Genomic DNA, 23485 nt, shown 5'->3' with positions numbered 1-23485 from the left:
CCCTGGCCCGCCGGGTGCGGGACGCCGAGCTGTCCCAGGCGGCCGAGCGCGACGGGCTGAAGTCGATGCGGTCCTGGCTGGGCGGGCACTGCCGGCTATCGGCCGCCGCGGCCGCCCGGGTCGTGGGCAACGGGCGGGTGCTGGCGCATCTGCCGGCGCTGGCCGAGGCGCACGACGCCGGGCTCGTGTCGGCCGAGCAGGTCGCGGTCGCCGCCACTGCGCTGACGCCGGAGCGCTTGGCGGCCGCTGTCGAGCAGGGCGTGGAGCTCGGCGAGGTCGACGCGGTGCTCACCGGGCTGGCCGTGGAGCAGCCGCACACCGACTTCGTGCACGCGGTGCGGCACTACCTGAGCCGGCTCGATCCCGACGGCCCGGAGCCCGATCCGACCGAGGGGCGCCGGCTGAGCCTGGCCAAGCACGCCGACGGCACTCTGAGTGGGCGCTTCGAGCTCGACGCGGTGGGCGGGGAGAAGCTGCAGGCCGCGCTGGAGTCCTTCGTGCAGGCCGACCGCCCCGCCGGGCACGAGCGCAGCCGCGCGCAGCGGCTCGGCGATGCGCTGGTGCAGCTGTGCGACACCAGCCTGGCCGCCGGCCGCCTGCCCACGCTGCGCACCGTCAAGGCGCACCTGGCCGTCGTCATCGACCTCGACGACCTCGCCGGCACCGCCACCGGCCCCGAGGCCGCGCGGATGGGGTTCGGCGCGGTGATCTCCGCCGCGAGAGCCCGCTGGCTGGCCTGCGACAGCACCGTCTCCCGCGTCGTGTTCGGCCCCGACGGCGCACCGCTCGACCTCGGCCGCGAACAGCGCCTGGCCGACCGCCACCTCCGCCGCGCCGTCGAACTCCGTGACGGCGGCTGCGTCTTCGCCGGCTGCCACGCGCCGACCTGGTGGGCGGAGGTGCACCACCTCGTGCACTGGCTCGACGGCGGCGAGACCAACCTGCAGAACTCCGCGCTGCTGTGCGAGCGGCACCACACCCAGGTCCACCACGGCTTCCGGGTCGAGCGACAACCGGACGGCCGATGGCGGACCTGGCGACCCGACGGCACCGAGATCGGCGTCCCGTCACCACTGCTGCAACCTGCGGCCTGATCGCTGTCGTGCTCGTCGCGCTCGGGGTGGGCGCGGCGACCGCCCCCTCGCGTCCTGGGGTCGTCGGGACCGCGGTGGACGGGGAGGTCACGGGGTGCGCGGCGCCGGCACCCGCGCCGGGCCGAGATCGCTTCCGCGCACTGGACGGTCGGCTGCAACCGTGGTTGCATCTGCGCCGTGACGACGACGGGGGAGTGGGTGCTGCTCTCCTACCGGCTGCCGCGGGAGCCGTCGGGGCCGCGGACGACGCTGTGGCGGCGGCTGCGCCGGCTCGGCGTCGCCCAGCTCGCCGACGGCGTGGTGGCGCTCCCGGCCGACGCCCGCACGCGGGAGTCGCTGGAGTGGCTGGCCGACGACGTCCTCGAGGCGGGCGGCACCGCGGGCATCTGGACCGCCCGGCCGGCCACCGCCGCCCAGGAGCGCGAGCTCGCCGCCGGGATGGCCGCGGCCCGCGCCGAGGAGTACCGGGAGCTCACCGGGCAGGCGGCCGCCGCGCTCGGTGCGCCGGAGGCCGAGCAGGCCCGGACCCTGCGCCGGCTGCGGGGTGAGTGGCGTGCCATCGGCCGCCGCGACTTCTTCCCGCCGGCCGAGAAGGACGCCGCGGCCGCCGCGCTCAGCGCCCTGGCCGAGGCCGTCGCGCCCACCGGTGCCCGCGTGGGGAGCGCGCGGTGAGGTGGGCGACCCGCGCCGGCGTGCACGTCGACCGCGCCGCCTGCGCCTGGCTGATCCGCCGGTTCGTCGACCCCGGTGCGGAGTTCGTCTTCGTCACCGACCCCGCCGACGTCCCGGCCGACGCCACCCCGTTCGACATGCGGGGCGCGGCGCTGGGCCACGTGGGCGGCGACTGCTCCTTCGAGACCGTGCTGCGCGTGCACGGCCTCGACGACCCCGTGCTCTGGCGGATCGGCGAGATCGTCCACGAGGCCGACCTCGACGACGGCCGCTTCGACGCCCCGGAGGCACCCGGCCTCGACGTCCTGCTGCGCGGCCTGTCGATGACCGGGGACGACGAGCACACCCTCGCCGTCTCCGGCCCCCTCTTTGACGGCCTGTACGAGTTCACCCGCCGCCGCCTGCTGCTCGGCCGCGAGCCGGCCTGACCCCGACGGAGACCCGTGACCCCCGAACCGACCGCCACTCCGGCGCCGGCCACCGCGGTGCCGCCGTTCCGCACCGCCGTCCGCGCCTGGTTCCTCGTCTCGCTGCAGACCTTCGGCGGCCCGGCCGGGCAGATCGCGGTCATGCAGCGCGAGCTGGTCGACGAGCGCCGCTGGATCGGCCAGCGCCGCTTCCTGCACGCGCTGAACTACTGCACCCTGTTGCCCGGCCCGGAGGCCCAGCAGCTGGCCACCTACGTCGGCTGGCTGCTGCACGGCACCCGTGGCGGGCTGGTCGCCGGCGGGCTGTTCGTGCTGCCCGGCGTCGTCGCGCTGCTGGCGCTCTCGGCGGTCTACGTCGCCTTCGGCGACACCACGGCGATCACCGCCCTGTTCACCGGCCTGGCGGCGGCCGTGCTGGCGATCGTGGTGCAGGCCGTGATCCGGGTGGGGAAGAAGGCGCTCGACAGCCGCGCCCTGGTCGTGCTCGCGATGCTGGCCTTCCTCGCGCTGGCGCTGTTCGGCGTGCCGTTCCCGGTCGTCGTCGCCCTCGCCGGCGTCGCCGGCTGGGCCCTGGGCCGCTGGCGGCCCTCGGCGCTGCCGCAGAGGAGGGCGGCCGACGGCCCCGACGCCGGCCCGCCGCCGGTGATCTCGGACGACGTGCTGCACCACGAGGCCCCCACGACCCGCCGCACGCTGCGGGTGCTGCTCGTGGGGGTGGTCGTGTGGGGGCTGCCGGTGGCGGCGGTCGCGCTGCTGACCGGGACGGGGAGCGTCCTCACCGAGCAGGGGCTGTTCTTCTCCGGCGCCGCGGTGGTCACCTTCGGCGGCGCCTACGCGGTGCTCGCCTACGTCGCCCAGCAGGCCGTCGAGGTCTACGGCTGGCTGCAGCCGCGGGAGATGGTCCGCGGGCTCGCGCTGGCCGAGACCACGCCCGGCCCGCTGATCATGGTCGTCCAGTTCGTCGCCTTCCTCGGCGCGTTCCGGGCGCCCGGCGGCCTCGACCCGTGGGTGGCCGCGGTCCTCGCCTCGCTGCTGGTCACCTGGGTGACGTTCGTGCCGAGCTTCCTGTTCGTGCTGCTCGGCGCCCCCTACATGGAGCGGCTGCGCGGCAACCGGTCGCTGTCGGCCGCGCTGACCGGCATCACCGCCGCCGTCGTGGGGGTCATCGCCAACCTGGGGCTGTACTTCGCCGTCCACACGCTGTTCTCCGAGACGGTGACCGCCGGGCCGCTGGCGCTCGAGCTGCCCGACCCGACGACGCTGCGCTGGGTGCCGCTGGTGATCGCGCTCGCGGCCGCCGTGCTGCTCTTCCGGGTGAAGTGGTCGGTGCTGCGCACCCTCGGGCTGTGCGCGGTGCTGGGCCTGGCCGCCGGGCTGGCGGGCCTGCCGGTCGGCTGAGCCGCGGTGGGTGACCGGCCCGCGGGCGGGTAGGGCTCCCTCCCGGAGAGGCGTGCAGACCGCGCGCCACGGACGGGAGGGACCGACATGGCCATCGCGACGATCAACCCGGCCACCGGCGAGACGCTCAAGACCTACGAGCCGCTGCCGGACGACGCCGTCGACGAGCGCATCGGGCGGGCCGTCGAGGCGTTCCGCGCCTACCGGCTGACCAGCCCGCAGGAGCGCGCCGGCTGGCTGCGCGCCGCCGCCGACGTCCTCGACGCCGACACCGACGCCGTCGCCGAGCTCATGGTGACCGAGATGGGCAAGACGCTGGCGGCGGCCAAGGCCGAGGTCGGCAAGTGCGCCAAGGGGCTGCGCTACTACGCCGAGCACGGCCCGGCGATGCTCGAGCCGCGCCCCGCCGACGCCGGTGCCGTCGGCGCCGAGGACGCCTACGTGGTCCACCAGCCGATCGGCGTGGTGCTCGCGGTCATGCCGTGGAACTTCCCGCTCTGGCAGGCCATGCGGTTCGCCGCGCCCGCCCTGATGGCGGGCAACGTCGGCCTGCTCAAGCACGCGAGCAACGTGCCGCAGACCGCGCTCTACATCGAGGAGCTCTTCCGCAAGGCCGGCTTCCCCGCCGACGTGTTCCAGACGCTGCTCGTCGGCTCGAAGGCCGTCGAGCGGGTGCTGCGCGACGACCGGGTCGCCGCGGCCACCCTCACCGGCAGCGCCCCGGCCGGGCAGTCGGTCGCCTCCATCGCCGGCGACGTGCTCAAGAAGACGGTGCTCGAGCTCGGCGGCAGCGACCCCTACATCGTCATGCCGTCGGCCGACCTCGACCGCGCCGCCGAGGTCGCCGTCACCGCGCGCTGCCAGAACAACGGGCAGAGCTGCATCGCCGCCAAGCGGTTCTTCGTGCACCGCGACGTCGCCGAGGAGTTCACCCGGCTGTTCGCCGAGAAGCTGTCGGCGCTCGTCGTCGGCGACCCGATGGCCGCGGACACCCAGGTCGGCCCGCTGGCCACCGAGTCCGGCCGCGAGGACGTCGAGCGGTACGTGCAGGACGCGGTCGACAAGGGCGCCACCGTCGTCACCGGCGGCGAGCGGGTCGACGGGCCCGGCTGGTTCTACCGGCCGACCCTGCTCACCGGCGTCACGCCCGAGATGGACCTCTACGCCGAGGAGGTCTTCGGCCCGGTCGCGGCGCTGTGGACCGTCGACTCCCTCGAGGAGGCCGTCGAGATCGCCAACAGCCACCCCTACGGCCTGGGCAGCAACCTGTGGAGCGAGGACGAGCAGGAGCGGGCGACGTTCATCCGCGACGTGCAGGCCGGCATGGCGTTCGTCAACGGGATGGTCACCAGCTACCCCGAGCTGCCCTTCGGCGGGGTCAAGCAGAGCGGCTACGGCCGGGAGCTGACCGAGCTCGGCATGTACGAGTTCACCAACGCCAAGACGGTGTGGATCGGCCCGCGCAGCAGCCAGCAGGCGGAGGGCACCACGGCCAGCGCCTCGGAGTGAGCCACCGCGGCCGTTTCCCCGCGCGGCGGCGCGGGGTAGCGGTCGCGGGAGGCGACCGGGCTCCTGAGCAGTGGGACGTCGACGGCGCTCGACAGGAGGACCGATGACGACGACGACCGACAACCGCTTCGTGGTCCAGGCGGTGCACGACCTCGGCACCGCCCTCTGGTTCGGCGGCTCGGTGATGGGCATCGCCGGGGTGAACAAGTCCGGCAGCGACCTCACCGCGGGGATCGACAAGGTCCGGGTGGCCAGCTCCGCGTGGAGCCGCTTCCAGCCGGCGCAGTTCGGCGGGATCGCGGCCACCCTGGTCACCGGCCTGCAGCTGACCCGCTCGAACACCCAGCGGCTCGCGCTGCAGAAGGGCTACGGCACGGTCGGCGCGCTCAAGGCGGCGCTGACCGTGGCGGGTGCCGGGGCCACCGCGTACGCCGCCTACTCCGGCGCCCAGATCGGCAAGCTCGCCGAGCAGGCGGCCCGCACCGGCGATCTCGAGGTCAAGGACGCCACCCTGCCCTCGGCCGGCACGCCGCCGGAGATCAAGAAGTGGCAGGCCCGCCAGCGGGTCACCCAGGCCGTCGTCCCGGTGCTGGCCGGCGGGGTCATCGCGTGCAACGCCTGGCTGGTGCAGTCCTACCGGCTCGGCTCGACGGTCAGGGGCCTGCTCGGCCGCATCCTGCCCGACTGAGCCCTCACCGGCCCGGCCCCCTGTGGGGGCCGGGCCGGTGTCACGCCCGGGCGGTGACCCGCACCCACTGGCCGCCGTCGCCGGCGGGACGGGCGTCCAGGGCGGTGGCGGTCGCCGCCGCGGCGGCCACCGCGAGCCGGGCGTCCGCGCCCGGCAGCGGCAGCAACGGCGCGGGCAGCAGCACCTCGACCGTGAGGCCGCCGGTTGCGGGGACGGCGCGCACCGGCCGCGCGGGCGCCGCACCGGCGGGGCCGGTGCCGGCGACGAGGACCTCCGACACGAGCAGCACGAGCTCCTCGGCGACGGCGGGCGGGCACCCGGCGGCCGCGGCCCGCTCGCGCACCCACGCCCGCACCTCGGCCGGCCGCCGCACGTCCACCGTGCCCTCGACCACGTCGCCGCCCCCGTGCTCGGTCACTCCTCGACCACCCCCACGCCGGCAACGAGGCCGGCCCGTGGGAGGTGCGGCGCCCCGGCGCGCCGTTGCCGAGCCGTGACCGGGAGCCCGGTCAGGCGCGGTCGGGCGGCTGGGACCGGACGAGGAACCGGGCGCCACCGCCCTCGGGCACCGCGGCGAGCGTGACGGCGGGGGACACCTTGCCGGCCAGCCACAGCATGAGCAGCCGCCGGTCGGCGGGCACCAGCGAGGGCAGCAGCAGCTCGCACGGCCGGCGGGTGAGCACCTCGCAGACCACGGCCGGGCCGGCGTGGTGCAGGCGGACCGGGACGCCGGCCGGCCCGCCGTCGAGCGCCGCCGCCGCGATCACCGCCTCGTGCAGCACCAGCACCAGCTCGTCGCGGCGCGGCTCGCTCAGCCCCGCCTCGGCCAGCCGCTCGTGCCACCACCGCCGGTTGTGCGCGGGCGTGTCCGGGTCGAGCACCGCCGTGGTCACCGGCACGGTGTCGCTCGGGACGGGGGCCAGCGTCAGGTCGGGGTTGGGCAGGTCCAGGCCGTCGAGCCACAGCACCGGGTGCGTCCCGCGCGCCATCGCGATGCCGTCGGGCGGCACGGTGGCGCTGTCGACGAGGCAGGTCACCGCGAGGGGTGCCGCGCCGACGGCGGCGGTGGTCGCCTCCTCGGCTCGGCGCCACTCCTCGACGTCGCCCAGCGGGCGCTGGCACAGCACGGCCACCGGGCCCTCGGTGCCCCGCGGCCGGTGCCGCAGCCACTCCTCGGCGAGCACCTCGACCGGCGACTCCAGCAGCGCCTCCGGCGGGGCGAACCGCACCGCGGCCTCAGGTGCGTGGGCGCGCACGGCGCGGCGGACGGCGTCCTCCACGTGGGCCACCACCGGCGCCCCCGCGGACAGGGCCCGCCGGCACAGCTGCGCGGCGATGGCCGCGGCCTGGGTGGGGCCCTCGTGGAACGCGCAGCGGTGCACCGGCGCGAGCAGCGCCCCGGGGAGCGGGCCGGACGTCCTCACGGCGCGCTCCCGCTCCCGTCGGCCTGGGCCAGCTGCACCGTGCGGCCGGGGTGCCGGGTGGCGAGCAGCCGCACCAGCCGGGAGGTCAGCCGCGAGGCGCCGACCAGCACGAGCCCGGGCGGACCGGCCGCCGCGGCGACCAGCGAGTCGGCCGCGCCGACGTCGAGGAAGCGCAGGTCGGCCACGTCCCAGGTGGCCGGCCCCCCGTCCCCGCCCGGGGTCGCCTGCAGCACGGCGCGCAGCGCGTCGGCGTTGCCGGAGTCCAGCTCGCCGGCCAGGCGCAGCCCCCCCGGCGTCCGGGTGAGCCGGAAGGTGCCGTCGTCGTAGAGGCCGGCCGCGTCCACCTCGGAGTCGTGGGCGGCCGCCAGCACCGGCACCTGCTCGGGTGCCAGCAGGTGCCGGAAGTACGGGCACAGCACGGTCAGCGGCACCTCGGCGGCCAGCTCGGTGACCACCTGCTCGAACGGGTTGTCCCCGGGGCCCAGCGCACCGGTGAACCGGACGCCCGGGAACCCCTCGGCCAGCGCCCCGGTGACGTAGCCGGGCAGCCGGGCGGGGTCGGGCGGCACCACCCGCACCGCGGTCGTCGCGCCCGGCTCCCACGCCTGCCCGACCACGCCGGCCCGCCGCAGCCGCGCCCACAGCCGCGGCTCGCGCGTGCCGAGACCGGTGAGCAGCACGCACTCGCCGCGGCGCACCCCCTCCACGACGAAGTCGCCCACCACCTCGGCGTGGGCCTCCTCGCTGTCGAGGACCACCCAGTCGTGCCGTCCGCGGCTCACCGGCCGTCGTCCGCGGACCGAGGGTCGCCGGGCGCCTCCCCGGTCTCGGTGACCAGGGCGGCGACGTCGCGCACCTTGCGGTGGGTGTCCTGCGAGGCGCGCGTGAGGATGCCGAAGGCCGCCTCGGCGGTGATCCGGTACCGCTCCATCAGCACCCCCTTGGCCTGGCCGATGACGTCGCGGCTGGCCAGCGCGACGGCCAGGTGCTCGATGCGCTGGACCGAGCGCAGGGCCAGCGCGGCGTGCACGGCCACCGGCGCCAGCGTCGCCCGCTCGGGCACCTCGCCCGTGGCGTACACCGACAGCGCCCCGAGCACCTCGCGTCCGGTGTCGAGGGGCAGGCAGGTCGCCGTCGGCAGCGCCGTGGCCGCCGCGGTGCAGGCCAGCCGCGGCCAGCGCGGGTCCTGCAGGAGGTCGGCGCTGCCCGCGGGCGTGCCGCCGAGGGCCTCGAGCAGCGGTCCCTGCCCGCCGGCGACCTGGGCGGCGTCGAGGGTGGCCGCCCCGGGGGCGCTGGCCACCGGGTCGCGCGGCCGGCGCCCGGTGCCGCGCACCACCACCGACACGGCGGCGTCGGCGGGCAGCAGTGCGGCGAGGTCGCCGACCACCGCGTGCACGACCCCGTCGGCGTCGTCGGCGGCGTGCCAGCGACCGGCGGCGGCGGCCAGCCAGCCGTCCAGGTCGGGACGGGTCCCGAGGAGGCGGGGTCTCGTCGTCGCAGGAAGCACAGGTCCTCCGAGCCGGTCGTCTCCCGGCGTCCTCGTGCGCACTGGTCCGTGGGATCGACCCAGCGCGGCACCGCTGTCCCGCGATGGTGCCACCCGGTGGGGCGACACGCCCGCATCCCGGGCGGTTCCGACCGGGAGCCCGTCCGGGGCGCCCGGGGGAGCGCCCGGCCCCGCCGGTTAGCCTCCGCGCCGGCCACCGGCACCGACGAGGAGGACGCGTGACGACACACGGGCAGGGGACGCTGCCGACGGGCCAGTACTGGCAGGGCTGGACGGTGCCCGACCCGGTCGGCGTGGTGGTGCTGGTGCACGGCGCCCACGAGCACGGTGGCCGCTACGCCCACGTCGCCGAGCGGCTGGCGCGGGCCGGCTACGCCTCCTACGCGCCCGACCACCCCGGCCACGGCCGCTCCCCGGGCCGGCGCGGGGACGTCGGCAGCCTGGCCGCGGCCGTCGAGGGCGTCGCCGCGACCGCGCGGGCCGCCGCCGACCGCCACCCCGGCGTCCCGCTGTTCGTCTACGGCCACAGCCTGGGCGGGCTGGTGGCGCTGCAGTACCTCACCGGCGAGCCGCACGAGCGGGTCGCCGGCGGGGTCGTCTCGGCGCCCGCGCTCGACACCAGCACGGCCACCCCCGTGCAGCGGGTGGTCGCGCCGCTGCTGGCCCGGGTGGCGCCGGGCCTGGGCGTGCTCACCCTCGACGCCGAGACGGTCAGCCGCGACCCGGAGGTGGTGGCCGCCTACCGCAGCGACCCGCTCAACCACACCGGCCGGATGGTCGCCCGCACCGGCCACGCGATCATGGCCGGGGCTGCCGGCATGCCCGCCCGGCTGCGCGGTCTGCGGCTGCCGCTGCTGGTGCTGCACGGCGGCGACGACCGGCTGATGCCGCCGTCGGCCAGCGAGGTGGTGCGCCGGCACGCGGGCTCGCCCGACCTGACGGTGCGCGTCTACGAGGGGCTCTACCACGAGCCGCACAACGAGCCCGAGCAGGACGAGGTCCTCGCCGACGTCGTCGCCTGGCTCGACGCGCACCGGGCGGCCGGCTGACGCCGCCGCGCTACGCGGGCCGGGAGGGCAGCAGGTTCTCCTGGTGGTCGAGCTCGCGCTCCAGCGTGCGCAGGCCCTCGTCGGGCAGCCGCCCGAGGTCGCGCCAGCGCAGCAGCTCCTCGCGCTCGGCGTCGATGACCGCCCGGCGCACCCGCAGCGCCGCCTCGTACCGCGGCGACATCGGCACCTCGCCCTCGACGTCCTCGAGCACCTCCAGCCGCCGCCGGTAGCGGTCCAGCCGGTTGCGCAGCGCGGCCCGGACGGACTCGATGGCCGCGTCGTCGAGGTGGTCGTGCTCCTCGGACTGCAGGTCGTCGAGCCGGGTCAGCCCCGCCTCGACGGCCGCGACGCGGGCCTGGTTGCGCAGCCGGGCGGCGTCGGCGGCGTCGGCGCGCAGCCCCAACCGCCGGACCAGCGGCGCGAAGGTCGCGCCCTGACCGACCAGCGTGACCAGCACCGCCAGGAAGGCGCAGAACAGCAGCAGGTCGCGGTCGGGGAAGGGGTCCCCGGCCTCGGTGACCAGCGGGATGGTGAAGACGGCGGCCAGGCTGATCACGCCGCGGGTGCCGGCCCAGCTCAGCACGGTGATCTCCCGGCCGGACAGCCGCGGCGCGACGGGGGAGCGCCCGCCCGGCGGGACCGTCTCGTCCTCGACCGGCGAGCCGCCCAGGCGCATGTGCAGCGCCTGCGGCGCGTGCTCGGTGAGCCACAGCCACAGCGGCCGGACCAGCAGCACCGACCCGACGGTGATCCCCGAGGCGACCACCACGGTGGAGGGCGCGTACTGGCCCAGGCCGCGGATGACCGCGGGCAGCTGCTGGCCGATGAGCAGGAAGACGATGCCCTCGAGCAGGAAGTCGACCAGCCGCCACACCGCGTCGGTCTGCAGGCGGGTGGCCCCCGACTGCCAGTACGGCGCGTTGTGCGAGATGACCAGCCCGGCGACGACGACGGCCAGCACGCCGGACACGTGCAGGGACTCGGCGAGCAGGTAGGCGACGAACGGGGTGGCCAGGGAGATGGCGTTGGACGCCAGCGGGTCGCGCCGCAGCCGGCGCAGCGGCCGGATGCCGTAGGCGACGACCAGGCCCGCCGCGACCCCGCCGGCCGCCGCCAGCGCGAACTGGCCGAGCGCCCCCCAGGTGGAGAAGCCGTCGCCGGACGCCGCGGCGACCGCGACCGTGAGCAGCGTCAGCGCCGTCGCGTCGTTGAGCAGCCCCTCGCCCTGGATGAGGGTGACCAGCCGGGGCGGCAGGCCCACCCGGCGGCCGACGGCGAGCGCGGCGACCGGGTCGGGCGGGGCGACCGCGGCGCCGAGGGCGATGCCGGCGGCCAGCGTGGCGCCGGGGACCCACAGCGCGAAGCCGGCACCGATGACCAGCGCGGTGACCAGCACCAGCAGCACCGAGAGGCCGACGACGGTGCGCAGGTTGGCCCGGATGGCGATCAGCGAGGAGTCCAGCGCGGCGCTGTAGAGCAGCGGCGGGATGAGGACGGAGAGGACGACCTCGGGGTCGAGGGTGAGGTTCGGGCCGGGCAGCAGCGCGTAGAGCAGCCCGGTCACGGTGAGCAGCGCGGCCGCCGGGATGCCGGTCCGGCCGGCCAGGCCACGGGCGGCGACGATCACCGCGACCGCGGCCAGGGCGAGCAGGAGGAGGGTCTCGGCGTGCACCGAGTCATCCTGCCGGACGCCGCCCGGTCACCCGGGGAGGCGGTCCGGTCAGGCGGCGACGGACTCCATGGCCTCCGCGACCAGGGTGACCGAGCGCAGCCGCTCCTCGGTGCCGGGCGCCTGGTGGGCGACGATCAGCTCGTCGGCGTCGGCCAGCCGCGCGAAGGCGGTGAGCTGCTCGCGCACCTCCGCGGGCGTGCCGACGGCGGTGTGGGTCAGCATGCGGTCGACGTGCACGCCGGCGCCCGAGGCGAGCAGCAGGTCGGCCTCGTCGTCGGTCAGGTCGCGGCCCTGGCCGAACAGCCCGACGGCCAGCCGCCGGCGGGTGGCCTCGTACGCCGCGCGGGCGGCGTCGCCGGAGTCCGCGGCGACGGCGTTGACGCCGGCGATCACGTACGGGGCGTCGAGCTGCTCCGAGGGCCGGAAGTCGCGCCGGTAGGCGGCCACCGCGGGCTCCAGGGCCTGCGGCGCGAAGTGGGAGGCGAAGGCGTGGGGCAGGCCCAGCGCGGCGGCCAGGCCGGCGCCGAACATCGACGAGCCGAGCACGTACAGCGGCACGTTCGACCCGCGGCCGGGGACGGCCTCGACGCCGGGGACGCGGGAGTGGCCGGTCAGGTAGCCCTGCAGCTCGAGCACGTCCTGCGGGAAGCGCTCGGCGGAGGCCGCGTCGCGGCGCAGCGCGTACATCGTGTTCTGGTCCGAGCCCGGGGCCCGGCCCAGCCCGAGGTCGATCCGCCCGGGGTGCACGGCCTCGAGGGTGCCGAACTGCTCGGCGATGGTGAGCGGCGAGTGGTTGGGCAGCATCACGCCGCCGGCGCCGAGCCGGATGGTCGAGGTGTGCGCGCCGACGTGCGCGATGAGCACGCTGGTGGCCGACGAGGCGATGTGGCGCATGTTGTGGTGCTCGGCGTACCAGACCCGGCGGTACCCGGTCTCCTCCGCCCGCTGCGCCAGCGCGACGCTGCCGGCGATGCTGCTGCCGATCGTCTCCCCGCGGGCGACGGGGGCGAGGTCGAGCACGGACAGCGGGATCTGCATCGGGGGTTCCTCCGGGGCGGTGCACGGTCGTTGCAGGGTGCAACGCGACCCGCCCCGGAGGATTCCCTCAGGCGGGCCGGGCGGCCTTGCGGGTGCGCGGGCGCACCGTCTCCACGGGGGCGTCGGGCTCGTCGACGCCGAGGCGCCGCTCGAAGCCGGGCGGGACGACGACGTCGTCGCGCGAGAGGTCCGCGGTGGACTCGCGGGCCAGGCCGGTCAGCGCCGAGCCCAGGCCGTCGCGCAGCAGGTCGAGCACGTTCTCCACGCCGGCCTGGCCGTTGGCCGCCAGCCCCCACAGGTAGGCGCGGCCGATCATCACCGCCCGCGCCCCCAGGGCCAGGGCCTTGGCGACGTCGCTGCCGCGGCGGATGCCGCCGTCGAGCAGCACCTCGACCTGCTCGCCGACGGCCTCGGCGACCGCCGGCAGGGCGCGGATCGAGGCGGGGGTGCCGTCGAGGTTGTTGCCGCCGTGGTTGGACACCGAGATCGCGGTGACGCCGGCGTCGACGGCCCGCCGGGCGTCGTCGACGCGCATGACGCCCTTGAGCATGAACGGCCCGTCCCACTGCGACCGCAGCCAGGCGACGTCCTCCCACGACGGCATCGGCGACTGCATCCACATGCCGTAGGCGCCGAAGAAGGTGGGCGGCGTCTCGCCGGGGGTGGCGACCATGTTGGGCACGGTGAGGTCGGGGATGCGGCCGGTGCGGGCGAAGTCGAGCAGCCAGCGGGGGCGGACGAGCACCTGCGGCGCGTACTTCCGGGCGGCCTCGAAGTCGATCTTCGACGGGATGAACGGGCTGCCCCAGTCGCGGCCGTAGGCGAACGACCAGTCGAGGGTGGCGATCATGCCGACGGCGCCGGCGCGCTTCGCGCGGTCCATCCGGGCGAGCATCTCGTCCCGGGTGCCCACCCAGTACATCTGGAAGAAGGTCTGCGGGTTGGCCGCGACGACCTCCTCGACCGGCTTGCTGGCGAAGGAGGACAGGCCCATCGCCACGCCGCGGGCGGCGGCGGCCCGGGCGACGGCGACCTCGCCGTCGGGGTGCACGGCCTGCACGCCGGTCGGGCTGATGAGCACCGGCATGGACACGTCCTGGCCCATGACGCGGGTGACCATCTCCCGCTTGTTGGACAGGCCCGCGGTGTGCGGGGCGAAGCCGAGCTCGTCGAAGGCGCGCAGGTTGTCGTCGACGGTCAGGCCCTTCTCCGAGCCGGCCACCAGCGCCCCGTACACGCCCTTGGGCAGCCGCCGCCGCGCTCTGCGCTGGGCCTCGGCCACCGTCTCGAACCACGCGTTCGCCACCGTCGTCTCCGTTCGGTCGGACCGCCGGGACCCACCCGGCTGGCACTGAGTGCCACCCTAGCGGCGCGGGTATGGCGCGGACCACACCCCGGAGACGGCGCAGCCCCGGGGCCGGGGCCCCGGGGCCGGTCAGGAGGTGCGCCGCGACGGGGCGGCGCGGTGGCTCACCGGCGGGCGGCGAGGGCGGCGATCTCGTGCGCGGACTCCAGCGTGGGGGCGGCGGCGAGCGCGCGGGCGATCTCCCGGTCGTCGCGGCGGCGGGCGCGGGCGGCGCGGGCGGAGGTGAGGGCGGTGCGCAGGCGGGTCATGTCGGGTCCTCCCCGGTCGTGCGGACGGCGGCGCGAGCCGGCGCCCCGGCCCCTGCCGGCGGGCCCTCAGTGCGACGCCGATCACGGCTCCGAACTGCTGGGTCTGCATCTCCAACCATGCTCCGGACCGCGCGGTTCGTCAAGCGAACCCAGGGTGACCTAGGCTGCACCCGTGACCGCGGCCACGCCCGACCCCGCCCCGGACTTCGACCGGGCGCGCTGCTCGGTGGCCGCGACGCTGGCCGTGGTGGGGGAGAAGTGGACCCTCCTGGTGCTGCGGGAGGCCTTCCTCGGCGTCCGCCGCTTCGCCGACCTGCAGCGCGCGCTCGGCGCCCCGAGGGCGGTGCTCACCGACCGGCTCCACCGGCTGGTCGCCGAGGGGCTGCTGGTCCGGGTGCCCTACCGGGCGCCGGGCGAGCGGGAGCGGCACGAGTACCGCCTCACCGACCGGGGCCGCGACCTGCACCCGGCGGTCGTCGCGCTCATGCAGTGGGGCGACCGGTGGCTGGCCGGGGACGGCGACCCGCCGCTGGCGCTCACCCACCGCGACTGCGGGGCGCCGGTGTCGCTGGGGCTGCGGTGCGCGGCCGGCCACGACGTCGGCGGACCCCGCGAGGTCACCGCGACCCCCACCGGGCGGCCCGCTGAGACGCCCGCCACACCGCCCGGCTAGCGTCGGCGGCGCCCGCCGCCGCCGTGACCAGGGAGGCCGTCCTGCCCACCACCGAGATCCCCGGCGGCGCGAGCACGCCGCGGCTGCGCGCCCACCTCGCCGTGCCGCCCGTCGGCGAGGGGCCCTGGCCCGGGGTGGTCGTCGTCCACGAGGTGTTCGGGCTGACCGACGACGTCCGGCAGCACGCCGACCGGCTGGCCGCGGCCGGCTACCTCGCCCTCGCCCCGGACCTGTTCTCCGCCGGCGGCGCGGTGCGCTGCCTGCGCTCGACGTTCCGGTCGCTCGCCCGCGGGGAGGGGCCGGCGTTCGGCGACCTGGAGGCCGCCCGGCGCGCCCTGGCCGACCGCGCCGACTGCACCGGCCGCATCGGCGTCCTCGGGTTCTGCATGGGCGGGCAGTTCGCGCTCTACGCCGCCACCCGCGGCTTCGACGTCGCCGCGCCCAACTACGGCCCCCTGCCGGCCGACCCCGAGCGGGTGCTCGCCGGCGCCTGCCCGGTGGTGGCCAGCTACGGCCGCCGCGACCGCGGGCTGCGCGGCACGGCCGACCGGCTCGAGCGGGTGCTCACCGACCTCGGCGTCGAGCACGACGTGAAGGAGTACCCCGACGCCGGGCACTCCTTCCTCAACCGGCACAACGCCGGGCCGTTCACCGTGCTGGAGAAGCTCGCGGGGCTCGACTTCCACCAGCCCTCGGCGGAGGACGCCTGGGCGCGGGTCCTGCGCTTCCTCGACCGGCACCTGCGGAGCCGGGCGTGAGCGCGGGCGGGGCCGGGCCGCTGGCCGGGCTGCGGGTGGTCGAGCTCGGTGGCATCGGCCCCGGGCCGCACGCGGCGATGGTGCTGGCCGACCTCGGCGCCGACGTCGTCCGGGTCGAGCGGCCCTCCGGCGGGCTCGCCGTGGGCGCCGGCGGCCGGGACGCGGTCCTGCGCGGCCGGCGCTCGGTGGCCGCCGACGTCAAGACGCCCGAGGGCCGCGAGCTCGTGCTCGGCCTGGTCGACCGGGCCGACGTGCTGCTCGACGTCTTTCGGCCCGGCGTCGCCGAGCGGCTGGGCCTGGGCCCCGAGGAGTGCCTGGCCCGCAACCCCGGGCTGGTCTTCGCGCGGATGACCGGCTGGGGGCAGGACGGGCCGTGGGCCGACCGGGTCGGCCACGACGTCAACTACCTGGGGCTGACCGGCACGCTCGCCGCGCTGGCCCGGCAGGGGGAGTCGCCGCGGTTCCCGATGAACCTGGTCGCCGACTACGGCGGCGGCTCGATGCTGCTGCTGGTCGGCGTGCTGGCCGCGCTGCACGAGCGGTCCCGGTCGGGCCGCGGGCAGGTGGTCGACGCCGCGATGGTCGACGGCGTGGCGCTGCTGTCGCAGCTGATGTGGTCGCTGCGCGGCCAGGGGGCGTGGTCGGACCGGCCGGGCACCAACCTGCTCGACGGCGGCGCGCCCTTCTACGACGTCTACCGCTGCGCCGACGGACGCCACGTCGCGGTCGGCGCGCTGGAGCCGCAGTTCTACGCGGCGCTGCTCGCCGGGCTGGAGCTGCCGGCCGAGGAGCTGCCCCCGCAGATGGACCCGGCCGGCTGGCCGCGGCTGCGGGCGCTGTTCGCCGGGGCGTTCGCCAGCCGGCCGCGGGAGCACTGGGAGCGGGTGTTCGACGGCACCGACGCCTGCGTCACCCCGGTCCTCGACCCGGCCGAGGCGGCCGGGCACCCGCACCTGGCCGCGCGCGGCACGCTCGTCGAGGTCGACGGCGTGCTGCAGGCCGCGCCCGCGCCGCGGTTCTCCCGGACGCCGGCCGGCCCGCCCGGGCCGGCCCCGGCCGGCCCGGCCGACGCGCGGGACCTGCTGGAGGAGTGGTCGCGCCCCCGCTGACGGGGGCGCCGGAGCCGCGGGTCGCCGCGGAGGAAGGGGCCTGCCCCGTGACCGAACCCGTACTGGTGGAGCGCCGCGGCGCCGTCCAGGTCATCACGATCAACCGGCCCGAGGCCAAGAACGCCCTCGACGGCGCGGTGGCGCGGGCCGTCGCGGCCGCCGTCGACGAGCTCGACGGCTCCGACGAGCTGCGCGCCGGCGTGCTCACCGGCGCCGGCGGCACCTTCTCCGCCGGCATGGACCTCAAGGCGTTCCTGCGCGGCGAGCGGCCCTCGATCGAGGGCCGCGGGCTGTGCGGGATCACCCAGACCCCGCCGCGCAAGCCGCTGGTCGCCGCGGTCGAGGGGTGGGCCCTGGCCGGCGGGTTCGAGCTGGTGCTCGCCTGCGACCTCGTCGTCGCCGGCCGCTCGGCCCGCTTCGGCGTGCCCGAGGTGACCCGCTCGCTGGTGGCCGCGGCCGGCGCGGCGCTGTTCCTGCCGCGACGGGTCCCGCAGGCGGTGGCGATGGAGATGCTGCTGACCGGGCAGCCGGTCGACGCCGAGCGGGCGGCCGCCGTCGGTTTGGTCAACCGGGTCGTCGAGGACGGCGGGGCGCTCGACGCCGCCGTCGAGCTCGCCGGGGTGGTCGCGGCCAACGGGCCGCTGGCGGTGGCGGCGACCAAGCAGATCGCGCGGAACACCGCCGACTGGACGGCCGAGGAGGGCTGGGCGCGGCAGCAGGAGCTGATCGAGCCGGTGTTCTCCTCCGAGGACGCCCGCGAGGGCGCCACCGCCTTCGCCGAGCGGCGCGCACCGGTCTGGCGCGGGCGCTGACACACCCGGGCAGGGGGTTACTGTGCCGGGAACCACAGCTGGTCGAGGGGAGCAACGATGCGTGATGCGGTGATCGTCGAGGCGGTGCGCACGCCGGTGGGCAAGCGCAACGGCGGGCTGTCGGGTGTGCACCCGGTGGACCTGTCGGCGCACGTGCTGACCTCGCTGGTCCAGCGGGCGGGGCTCGACCCGGCCGAGGTGGACGACGTGATCTGGGGCTGCGTGTCCCAGGTCGGCGAGCAGACCTTCGACATCGCGCGGACGGCGGTGCTGGCGGCCGGCTGGCCGGAGTCGGTGACCGGGGTGACGGTGGACCGGCAGTGCGGCTCCTCGCAGCAGTCGGTGCACTTCGCCGCCGCCGGGCTGGTGGCCGGGCAGTACGACGTCGTCGTCGCCGGCGGCGTGGAGTCGATGTCGCGGGTGCCGATGGGCACCGCCCGCGCCGGCGCCGACCCGTTCGGCGAGGCGTTCCGCAAGCGCTACGACGGCGCGCAGATCAACCAGGGGCTGGGCGCGGAGACGATCGCCGAGCGGTGGGGGCTGTCGCGCCAGCAGTGCGACGAGTTCTCCGTGGCCTCCCACGAGAAGGCCGCCGCCGCCCGCGCCGAGGGCCGCTTCGACGCCCAGATCGCCCCGGTGACCACGCCCGACGGCACGGTGGTCAGCCAGGACGAGGGCATCCGCGAGTCGACGGTGGAGAAGCTCGGCACCCTCAAGACGGTGTTCCGGCCCGAGGACGGCGTGATCACCGCCGGCAACTCCTCGCAGATCTCCGACGGGTCGGCCGCACTGCTGATGACGACGTCGGAGAAGGCGGCCGAGCTGGGGCTCACCCCGATCGCGCGGGTGCACACCGCCGTGCTCGCCGGCGCCGACCCGGTGGTCATGCTCACCGCCCCCATCCCGGCCACCCAGAAGGCGCTGGCGAGGTCGGGTCTGTCGATCGACGAGATCGGCGCCTTCGAGGTCAACGAGGCCTTCGCCCCCGTGCCGCTGGCCTGGCTGGCCGACATCGGCGGCGACGCCAAGGCGCTCAACCCCAACGGCGGCGCGATCGCGCTCGGCCACCCGCTCGGCGGGTCCGGCGCGCGGATCATGACCACGTTGGTGCACCACATGCGCGACAACGGCATCCGCTACGGGCTGCAGACGATGTGCGAGGGCGGCGGCCAGGCCAACGCCACCATCCTCGAGCTGCTGTAGCAGACCCGGACCCGAACCCCTGCCCGCCCGGGCGGCCCCCGCATGGGCCCGCACCGACGCACCCGGGCCCGGGGTCGCCTGCAGGGGCGGCCCCGGGCCCGGTTACGTTCGGCGGCCGTGAGCGCCGACGCCGGGGACCCGACGCTGCACGACGTCCTCACCCTCGAGGAGGTCGACCGGGACCTCTACCGCAGCCTGCTGGTCTTCGCCGACCCCTTCCCGCTCTACGGCGGCCAGGTCGCCGCGCAGGCGCTGCTGGCCGCGGGGCGCACCGTCGCGCCCGACCGGCTGCCGCACTCGCTGCACGGCTACTTCCTCCGCGCCGGCGACGCCGCCCGGCCCACCGTCTTCCGCGTCGAGCGGGACCGCGACGGCGGGTCCTTCTCCGCCCGCCGGGTGGTGGCCGTGCAGGGCGGTGAGGTGGTGCTGTCGATGTCGGCGTCCTTCCAGGCGCCGACCCCCGGCCCCGACCTCCAGGTGGCCGCGGCGCCGCCGGCCGAGGCGCCCGGGGACTGCCCCCCGTTCACCCTGCCCCGGCTGTTCTCCATGGAGAGCCGCCGGCCGTCGCAGCCCCACCCGGACGCCGCGTACCCGACCCGCTTCTGGTCCCGGGCCACGGTCCCGCTGCCCGGCGACCCGCTGCTGCACGCCTGCGTGCTGACCTACCTCTCCGACATCGGCACCGGCCTGTCCGCACTGCCCGAGGACCTGCCCGGCGGGCCGGCCGCGCCCGGCCCGACGCTGGACCACGCGCTGTGGTTCCACCGGGCCGCCCGGCTCGACGACTGGGTGCTGGTGGACCTGGTGCCGGCGACCGTCTCCGGCGGGCGCGGCTGGTACACCGGCTCGATCACCACCCGGGACGGCGTGCTGGCCGCCAGCCTCACCCAGGAGACGCTGTTCCGCCCCGGCCGCAACCCGTTCCGCCCGGGCCCGAGGTGAGCACGGGGTGAGCACCGGGGTGAGCCCGGTGGAGCCCGCCGGTGTGCCGGGCCGGGCGATCGGCGAGGATGGGTGGTCTGCGAGGGGGGAAGGACGGACACGTGGCCAAGCACCGCGCACCTGACAGCGGTCCCACCGACTTCGACGCGGCGACCACCGCGCTCGTCGACGTCACCGGCGACTACACCATCGACGTCGCGCACACCCGCATCGGCATCCGGGCACGGCACGCCATGGTGACGACGGTGCGCGGCGCCTTCACCGACTTCTCCGGCGAGGCCCACCTCGACACCGCGAAGCCGGAGGCCAGCAGCGTCGCCATCCGCATCCGGACGGCGAGCATCGACACCGGCCAGGCCGACCGCGACGCGCACCTGCGCTCGCCGGACTTCCTCGACGTCGAGCGGTTCCCGGAGATGGTGTTCACCTCCACCGGCGTCGAGCCGGTCGACGACGACACCTACGAGGTGACCGGCGACCTCACCATCCGCGACGTCACCCGCCCCGTCACCGTCGAGTTCACGATGACCGGGTCGGCGAAGGACCCGTTCGGCAACACCCGGGTCGGCTTCGAGGGAGCGCTGGCGATCAAGCGCAGCGAGTGGGGCCTGACCTGGAACACGGCCCTGGAGACGGGCGGGTGGCTGGTCAGCGACCGCATCCAGGTCGAGTTCGACGTCTCGGTGATCCGCAGCGCCTGAACGGCGGGGCCTGCAGAGGGGCCGCGTTCAGCCCGGCCGGACGACGTCGTAGCGGACGCAGGCGAACTCGCCGTTCTGCGCGACCTCGCGGGTGACCAGCTCCACGTGCGCCGGGAGCAGCGGCATGCCCGCGCCCAGGGTGACCGGCGCGATGGAGACGACCACCTCGTCGAGCAGCCCGGCCGCGGCGAACCGCGCGGCCACCGGCCCGCCGCCGACCACCCACACGTCGAGGTCCCCGGCGGCGGCCACCAGCTCGGCGTGCAGCGCGCGCAGCTCCGCGTCGGTGTCGGCGGCGGCGAACCGGATGTCGGCGCCGTCGTAGGCGGTGAGCTGCCGGTGGGTGAGCACCCAGGCGGGCTGGGTGTAGCTCCACGCGTCGGGCCCGCCGTGCTCGCGCACCCACTCGTAGGTGGAGGCGCCCATGACCAGCGACCCGACGCCCTTCTCGAACGCCTGGTAGCCCATCGGCCCCTCGTGGTCGGCCTCCCGCGAGAGCAGCCAGTCCAGCGAGTGCTCGGCGCTGGCGATGAAGCCGTCGAGCGTGGTGGCGGTGTAGTAGACGGTGCGGGTCATCGTTCCCTCCGGGAGAGCCACTCGATGGGGTCGCCGGCGTCGACGGCGACGCCGGCCGCGCGCAGCCAGTGCCGGGCCAGCAGCCGGCGGTGCGCGGAGAAGGTGAGCACGTGCGCCACGACGCTGCCGAGCACGAAGCTCTCCGGCGGCTCGCACAGCGCGTCGACCAGCCGGTCGTTCCACGCGCCGCGACGGGCCACGTCGCGGACGGCGGCCAGCCAGCGCGGGGCGACCGCGTCGTGCCGCTCGAGCAGCGCGGCCGCGTCGTCGGCCCCGCGCGCCGGGTGGTCGGCGCCCTCGACGGAGGCGACCCACACCTCGAGCGTCCGGACCAGCGCGTCCAGGACGGCGGCCAGCGTCTCCTCGGGTCCGTCCCACGGCAGCACGCCCAGCCCGGGGGAGCGGACCCGGCGGTACTCCTCGTCGGGCAGGCCCTTCGCCAGCTCCAGCAGGGCGCGGGCGTCCTCGACGCCGTGGTGCACCAGCAGCGCGGTCACCTGGTCGCCGCCGCCGCGCACCGGCTCGTCGCTGACCCACAGCGACGACGGCGGGTGGAAGTGCAGGCCGTTCGGCGCGGGCAGCCAGTGCGCGTCGCGACCGGTGGTCGCGGGCTCGGGGGACCCGGGCGTGCGGCCGTAGGCCCGGGCGAAGGCGCGGCTGAACCCCTCCACCGACTCGTAGCCGGCGGCGAAGGCGGCCTCGGTGACGCTCGCGCCGTGGCGCAGCTGCCAGGCGGCGCGCTCGAGCACCACCCGCCGGCGCAGCGCCACCGGCGACTCCCCGGCGCCGACCGACACCTGCCGGCTGAAGTGGAACGGCGAGGCGTAGGCGTCGCCGGCCATGTCCGACAGCTTCCGGTTGTCCTCGTCGAGGACGGCGTCGAGCAGTTCGCGGAGGCGGTCGCGGCCCGGTGGCGTCACGCCGTCGAGTCTGGCGACCCGAGGGCTCCCCGCGCCCGACCGTTCTTGCGCTGTCGCAGCGGGCCGGGCGCGCCGGGGGCCGGGTGTCGGTGGCGCACGACCGGGTAGGGCACCTCGTCGTGCCACCGCGCTCCGCCCCCGAGGCCCTCACCTCCCCGCCCGGCGACCCGGAGGAGTACCGGCCGGACCCGAAGCGGTGGAGCGCGCTGTCGGTCACCCTCGTCGTCGGCTTCATGAGCCTGCTCGACGTGAGCATCGTGTCGGTGGCGCTGCCCTCGCTGCAGCGCGACCTCGGCGCCACGCCGGCGACCGTGCAGTGGGTGGTCTCCGGGTACGCGCTGACCTTCGGCCTCATGCTGGTCCCCGCCGGCCGGCTGGGCGACGCCTTCGGCCGGCGGCGGCTGTTCCTCGCCGGGCTGGCCGCGTTCGTCGCCTCCAGCGCCGCGGCGGGGGCGGCGCCGTCGGTGGGCTGGCTGGTGGCCGCCCGCCTGGTGCAGGGGCTGGCCGCCGGGTGCCTGGCGCCGCAGAACTCCGCGTTCATCCAGCAGTTGTTCCGCGGCGCCGAGCGCGGCCGGGCGTTCGGGCTGTTCGGCGCCACGGTGGGCATCTCCACCGCCGTCGGTCCGGTCGCGGGCGGCGCCATCCTCGGCCTGGCCGACGGACCGGGCGGGTGGCGGTGGCTGTTCTACGTCAACGTGCCGATCGGCGTCGTCGCCTTCCTGCTGGCGCTGCGGCTGCTGCCGCGCGGCGGGTCCGGCGGCCGCGGCCGGATCGACGTCGTCGGCGTGCTGCTGCTCGGTGCGGGAGCGCTGGCGGTGCTCTTCCCGCTGGTGCAGGCGGAGGCCGGCGGGCTGTCCCGGCTGTGGTGGCTGTTCGCCGTCGGGGCGCTGCTGCTCGCGGTGTTCGCCGCGTGGGAGCGCCGGGTGGTGGCCCGCGACGGCCAGCCGGTGTTCGACCCGCGGCTGGTCACCGAGACCCGCGGCTACGGCATCGGCGCCGCGCTCGGCACGGTCTACTTCGTCGGCTTCAGCGGCATCTGGCTGGTCTTCGCGCTGTTCTTCCAGACCGGCCTGGGCTACACGCCACTGCAGTCGGGGCTGGCGGTCACGCCGTTCGCCCTGGGCTCGGCGGGCTCGGCCGTCGTCGCCGGCCGGCTGGTCGAGCGCCACGGGCGTCGGCTGACGGTGTTCGGCCTGGCCGGCGTCATGGTCGGGCTGTCCGCGGCCGCGGTGGTGCTGCTGCTGGTGCCGCCCTCGGCGGCCGGCTGGGCGATCGCGCCGGCGCTGCTGGTCGGCGGCCTGGGCGGCGGCTTCGTCATCTCGCCCAACATCACCATGACGCTGCGCGACGTGCCCGTGGCGATGGCCGGCTCGGCCGGTGGCGGCCTGCAGACGGCGCAGCGCTTCGGCGCCGCCGTCGGCACCGCCGCGCTGCCCGGCCTGTTCTACCTGGTGCTCTCGGCCACCGGCGAGGACTACCCGGCGGCCGCCGCGGCCGGCCTGTGCGTGTCGGTCCTGGGGGCCGCCGCCGCGCTGGTGCTCGGGGTCGTCGACCTGCGCCGCAACCGCGCCGAGGAGGGGGACGGCGCCGCGCCGGCCGCGGACGACGGCGGCCCGGTGCGCGACGAGCGGCACGGACCCGGGGAGCGGCACGGCCCCGACGGCGTGCACAGCCACGGCCACGCCTGGCACGGCTGAC

Annotated in this window: 25 protein-coding genes; 15 read left to right on the top strand and 10 right to left on the bottom strand. The window is 76.7% G+C overall.

Annotation, left to right across the window (positions count from 1 at the left end; all coding sequences use genetic code 11):
- The 6 genes from BLQ97_RS22110 to BLQ97_RS22085 all read left to right on the top strand — a co-directional run.
- A partial coding sequence (locus BLQ97_RS22110; RefSeq protein WP_091369185.1) for an HNH endonuclease signature motif containing protein occupies window positions 1-1094 on the top strand: 1094 nt, incomplete at its 5' end.
- Between the two features lie 177 nt (window positions 1095-1271).
- On the top strand, window positions 1272-1766 hold the full coding sequence (locus BLQ97_RS22105; RefSeq protein WP_245692628.1) for a Chromate resistance protein ChrB: 495 nt from the start codon (window positions 1272-1274) through the stop codon (window positions 1764-1766).
- Window positions 1763-2194, top strand: a complete 432-nt coding sequence (locus tag BLQ97_RS22100) for a chromate resistance protein ChrB domain-containing protein (RefSeq protein ID WP_091369104.1) — start codon at window positions 1763-1765, stop codon at window positions 2192-2194. The genes BLQ97_RS22105 and BLQ97_RS22100 overlap by 4 nt, the downstream gene beginning before the upstream one ends.
- A gap of 15 nt (window positions 2195-2209) precedes the next feature.
- Window positions 2210-3592, top strand: a complete 1383-nt coding sequence (gene chrA, locus BLQ97_RS22095; protein WP_091369101.1) for a chromate efflux transporter — start codon at window positions 2210-2212, stop codon at window positions 3590-3592.
- 87 nt (window positions 3593-3679) lie between these two features.
- Window positions 3680-5101 (top strand): NADP-dependent succinic semialdehyde dehydrogenase, encoded by a 1422-nt coding sequence (locus BLQ97_RS22090; protein ID WP_091369099.1) that lies wholly within the window; start codon window positions 3680-3682, stop codon window positions 5099-5101.
- Window positions 5102-5204: 103 nt separating this feature from the next.
- Window positions 5205-5789 (top strand): hypothetical protein, encoded by a 585-nt coding sequence (locus tag BLQ97_RS22085; protein ID WP_091369096.1) that lies wholly within the window; start codon window positions 5205-5207, stop codon window positions 5787-5789.
- A gap of 40 nt (window positions 5790-5829) precedes the next feature.
- On the opposite strand, the gene BLQ97_RS22080 is transcribed toward BLQ97_RS22085, so the two are convergent.
- The 4 genes from BLQ97_RS22080 to BLQ97_RS22065 all read right to left on the bottom strand — a co-directional run bounded on the left by BLQ97_RS22080 (window position 5830) and on the right by BLQ97_RS22065 (window position 8720).
- On the bottom strand, window positions 5830-6207 hold the full coding sequence (locus BLQ97_RS22080) for a hypothetical protein (protein WP_091369093.1): 378 nt from the start codon (window positions 6205-6207) through the stop codon (window positions 5830-5832).
- A gap of 91 nt (window positions 6208-6298) precedes the next feature.
- Window positions 6299-7213, bottom strand: a complete 915-nt coding sequence (locus tag BLQ97_RS22075; RefSeq protein WP_091369090.1) for a P-loop NTPase family protein — start codon at window positions 7211-7213, stop codon at window positions 6299-6301.
- A complete protein-coding gene (locus tag BLQ97_RS22070) occupies window positions 7210-7995 on the bottom strand; it encodes an MEDS domain-containing protein (protein ID WP_091369087.1) in 786 nt (261 codons plus the stop codon). Before BLQ97_RS22070 ends, BLQ97_RS22075 begins: the two co-directional genes overlap by 4 nt.
- Window positions 7992-8720 (bottom strand): ANTAR domain-containing protein, encoded by a 729-nt coding sequence (locus BLQ97_RS22065; RefSeq protein WP_091369084.1) that lies wholly within the window; start codon window positions 8718-8720, stop codon window positions 7992-7994. The genes BLQ97_RS22070 and BLQ97_RS22065 overlap by 4 nt, the downstream gene beginning before the upstream one ends.
- 218 nt (window positions 8721-8938) lie before the next feature.
- On the opposite strand from BLQ97_RS22065, the gene BLQ97_RS22060 reads away from it, so the two are divergent.
- Window positions 8939-9769: an alpha/beta hydrolase gene (locus BLQ97_RS22060; protein WP_245692627.1), complete on the top strand. Its 831-nt coding sequence runs from the start codon at window positions 8939-8941 to the stop codon at window positions 9767-9769.
- A 10-nt stretch (window positions 9770-9779) separates the two neighbouring features.
- On the opposite strand, the gene BLQ97_RS22055 is transcribed toward BLQ97_RS22060, so the two are convergent.
- From BLQ97_RS22055 to BLQ97_RS23535, 4 genes are all read right to left on the bottom strand, one after another.
- Window positions 9780-11441, bottom strand: a complete 1662-nt coding sequence (locus BLQ97_RS22055; protein WP_091369079.1) for a Na+/H+ antiporter — start codon at window positions 11439-11441, stop codon at window positions 9780-9782.
- Window positions 11442-11489: 48 nt separating this feature from the next.
- Entirely contained in the window at window positions 11490-12479 is a 990-nt protein-coding gene (locus tag BLQ97_RS22050) for an LLM class flavin-dependent oxidoreductase (protein ID WP_091369076.1), read from the bottom strand.
- A 67-nt stretch (window positions 12480-12546) separates the two neighbouring features.
- Window positions 12547-13785: a pre-mycofactocin synthase MftD gene (mftD, locus tag BLQ97_RS22045; protein WP_091369073.1), complete on the bottom strand. Its 1239-nt coding sequence runs from the start codon at window positions 13783-13785 to the stop codon at window positions 12547-12549.
- Window positions 13786-13949: 164 nt separating this feature from the next.
- Window positions 13950-14093, bottom strand: a complete 144-nt coding sequence (locus BLQ97_RS23535; protein WP_175471877.1) for a hypothetical protein — start codon at window positions 14091-14093, stop codon at window positions 13950-13952.
- A gap of 172 nt (window positions 14094-14265) precedes the next feature.
- On the opposite strand from BLQ97_RS23535, the gene BLQ97_RS22040 reads away from it, so the two are divergent.
- From BLQ97_RS22040 to BLQ97_RS22010, 7 genes are all read left to right on the top strand, one after another.
- Window positions 14266-14766: a winged helix-turn-helix transcriptional regulator gene (locus BLQ97_RS22040; RefSeq protein WP_091369070.1), complete on the top strand. Its 501-nt coding sequence runs from the start codon at window positions 14266-14268 to the stop codon at window positions 14764-14766.
- A 23-nt stretch (window positions 14767-14789) separates the two neighbouring features.
- A complete protein-coding gene (locus BLQ97_RS22035; RefSeq protein ID WP_217637318.1) occupies window positions 14790-15524 on the top strand; it encodes a dienelactone hydrolase family protein in 735 nt (244 codons plus the stop codon).
- Window positions 15521-16633 carry a CaiB/BaiF CoA transferase family protein gene (locus BLQ97_RS22030; RefSeq protein WP_091369067.1) on the top strand — a complete coding sequence of 371 codons (1113 nt, stop codon included), beginning with the start codon at window positions 15521-15523 and terminating at the stop codon, window positions 16631-16633. Before BLQ97_RS22035 ends, BLQ97_RS22030 begins: the two co-directional genes overlap by 4 nt.
- A gap of 47 nt (window positions 16634-16680) precedes the next feature.
- Complete coding sequence (locus BLQ97_RS22025) at window positions 16681-17445, top strand: crotonase/enoyl-CoA hydratase family protein (protein WP_091369181.1); 765 nt, start codon at window positions 16681-16683, stop codon at window positions 17443-17445.
- 57 nt (window positions 17446-17502) lie between these two features.
- Entirely contained in the window at window positions 17503-18648 is a 1146-nt protein-coding gene (locus BLQ97_RS22020) for a thiolase family protein (RefSeq protein WP_091369064.1), read from the top strand.
- Window positions 18649-18765: 117 nt separating this feature from the next.
- Complete coding sequence (locus BLQ97_RS22015) at window positions 18766-19590, top strand: acyl-CoA thioesterase (protein WP_245692626.1); 825 nt, start codon at window positions 18766-18768, stop codon at window positions 19588-19590.
- Between the two features lie 101 nt (window positions 19591-19691).
- Window positions 19692-20291, top strand: coding sequence for a YceI family protein (locus BLQ97_RS22010; protein WP_091369059.1), 600 nt, complete (start codon window positions 19692-19694; stop codon window positions 20289-20291).
- 27 nt (window positions 20292-20318) lie between these two features.
- Here the strand turns inward: BLQ97_RS22010 and BLQ97_RS22005 are convergent, their stop codons facing one another.
- Window positions 20319-20867, bottom strand: a complete 549-nt coding sequence (locus BLQ97_RS22005; RefSeq protein WP_091369056.1) for a dihydrofolate reductase family protein — start codon at window positions 20865-20867, stop codon at window positions 20319-20321.
- Window positions 20864-21787, bottom strand: coding sequence for a helix-turn-helix domain-containing protein (locus BLQ97_RS22000; RefSeq protein ID WP_175471875.1), 924 nt, complete (start codon window positions 21785-21787; stop codon window positions 20864-20866). Before BLQ97_RS22000 ends, BLQ97_RS22005 begins: the two co-directional genes overlap by 4 nt.
- 119 nt (window positions 21788-21906) lie before the next feature.
- Between BLQ97_RS22000 and BLQ97_RS21995 the strand changes: the two genes are divergently transcribed.
- On the top strand, window positions 21907-23484 hold the full coding sequence (locus BLQ97_RS21995; RefSeq protein ID WP_091369176.1) for an MFS transporter: 1578 nt from the start codon (window positions 21907-21909) through the stop codon (window positions 23482-23484).
- The last annotated feature ends 1 nt before the right edge of the window (window position 23485 follow it).

Source organism: Geodermatophilus telluris, from assembly GCF_900102745.1.
GTDB lineage: Bacteria > Actinomycetota > Actinomycetes > Mycobacteriales > Geodermatophilaceae > Geodermatophilus > Geodermatophilus telluris.
This window is presented reverse-complemented; position numbering and strand designations above follow the sequence as displayed.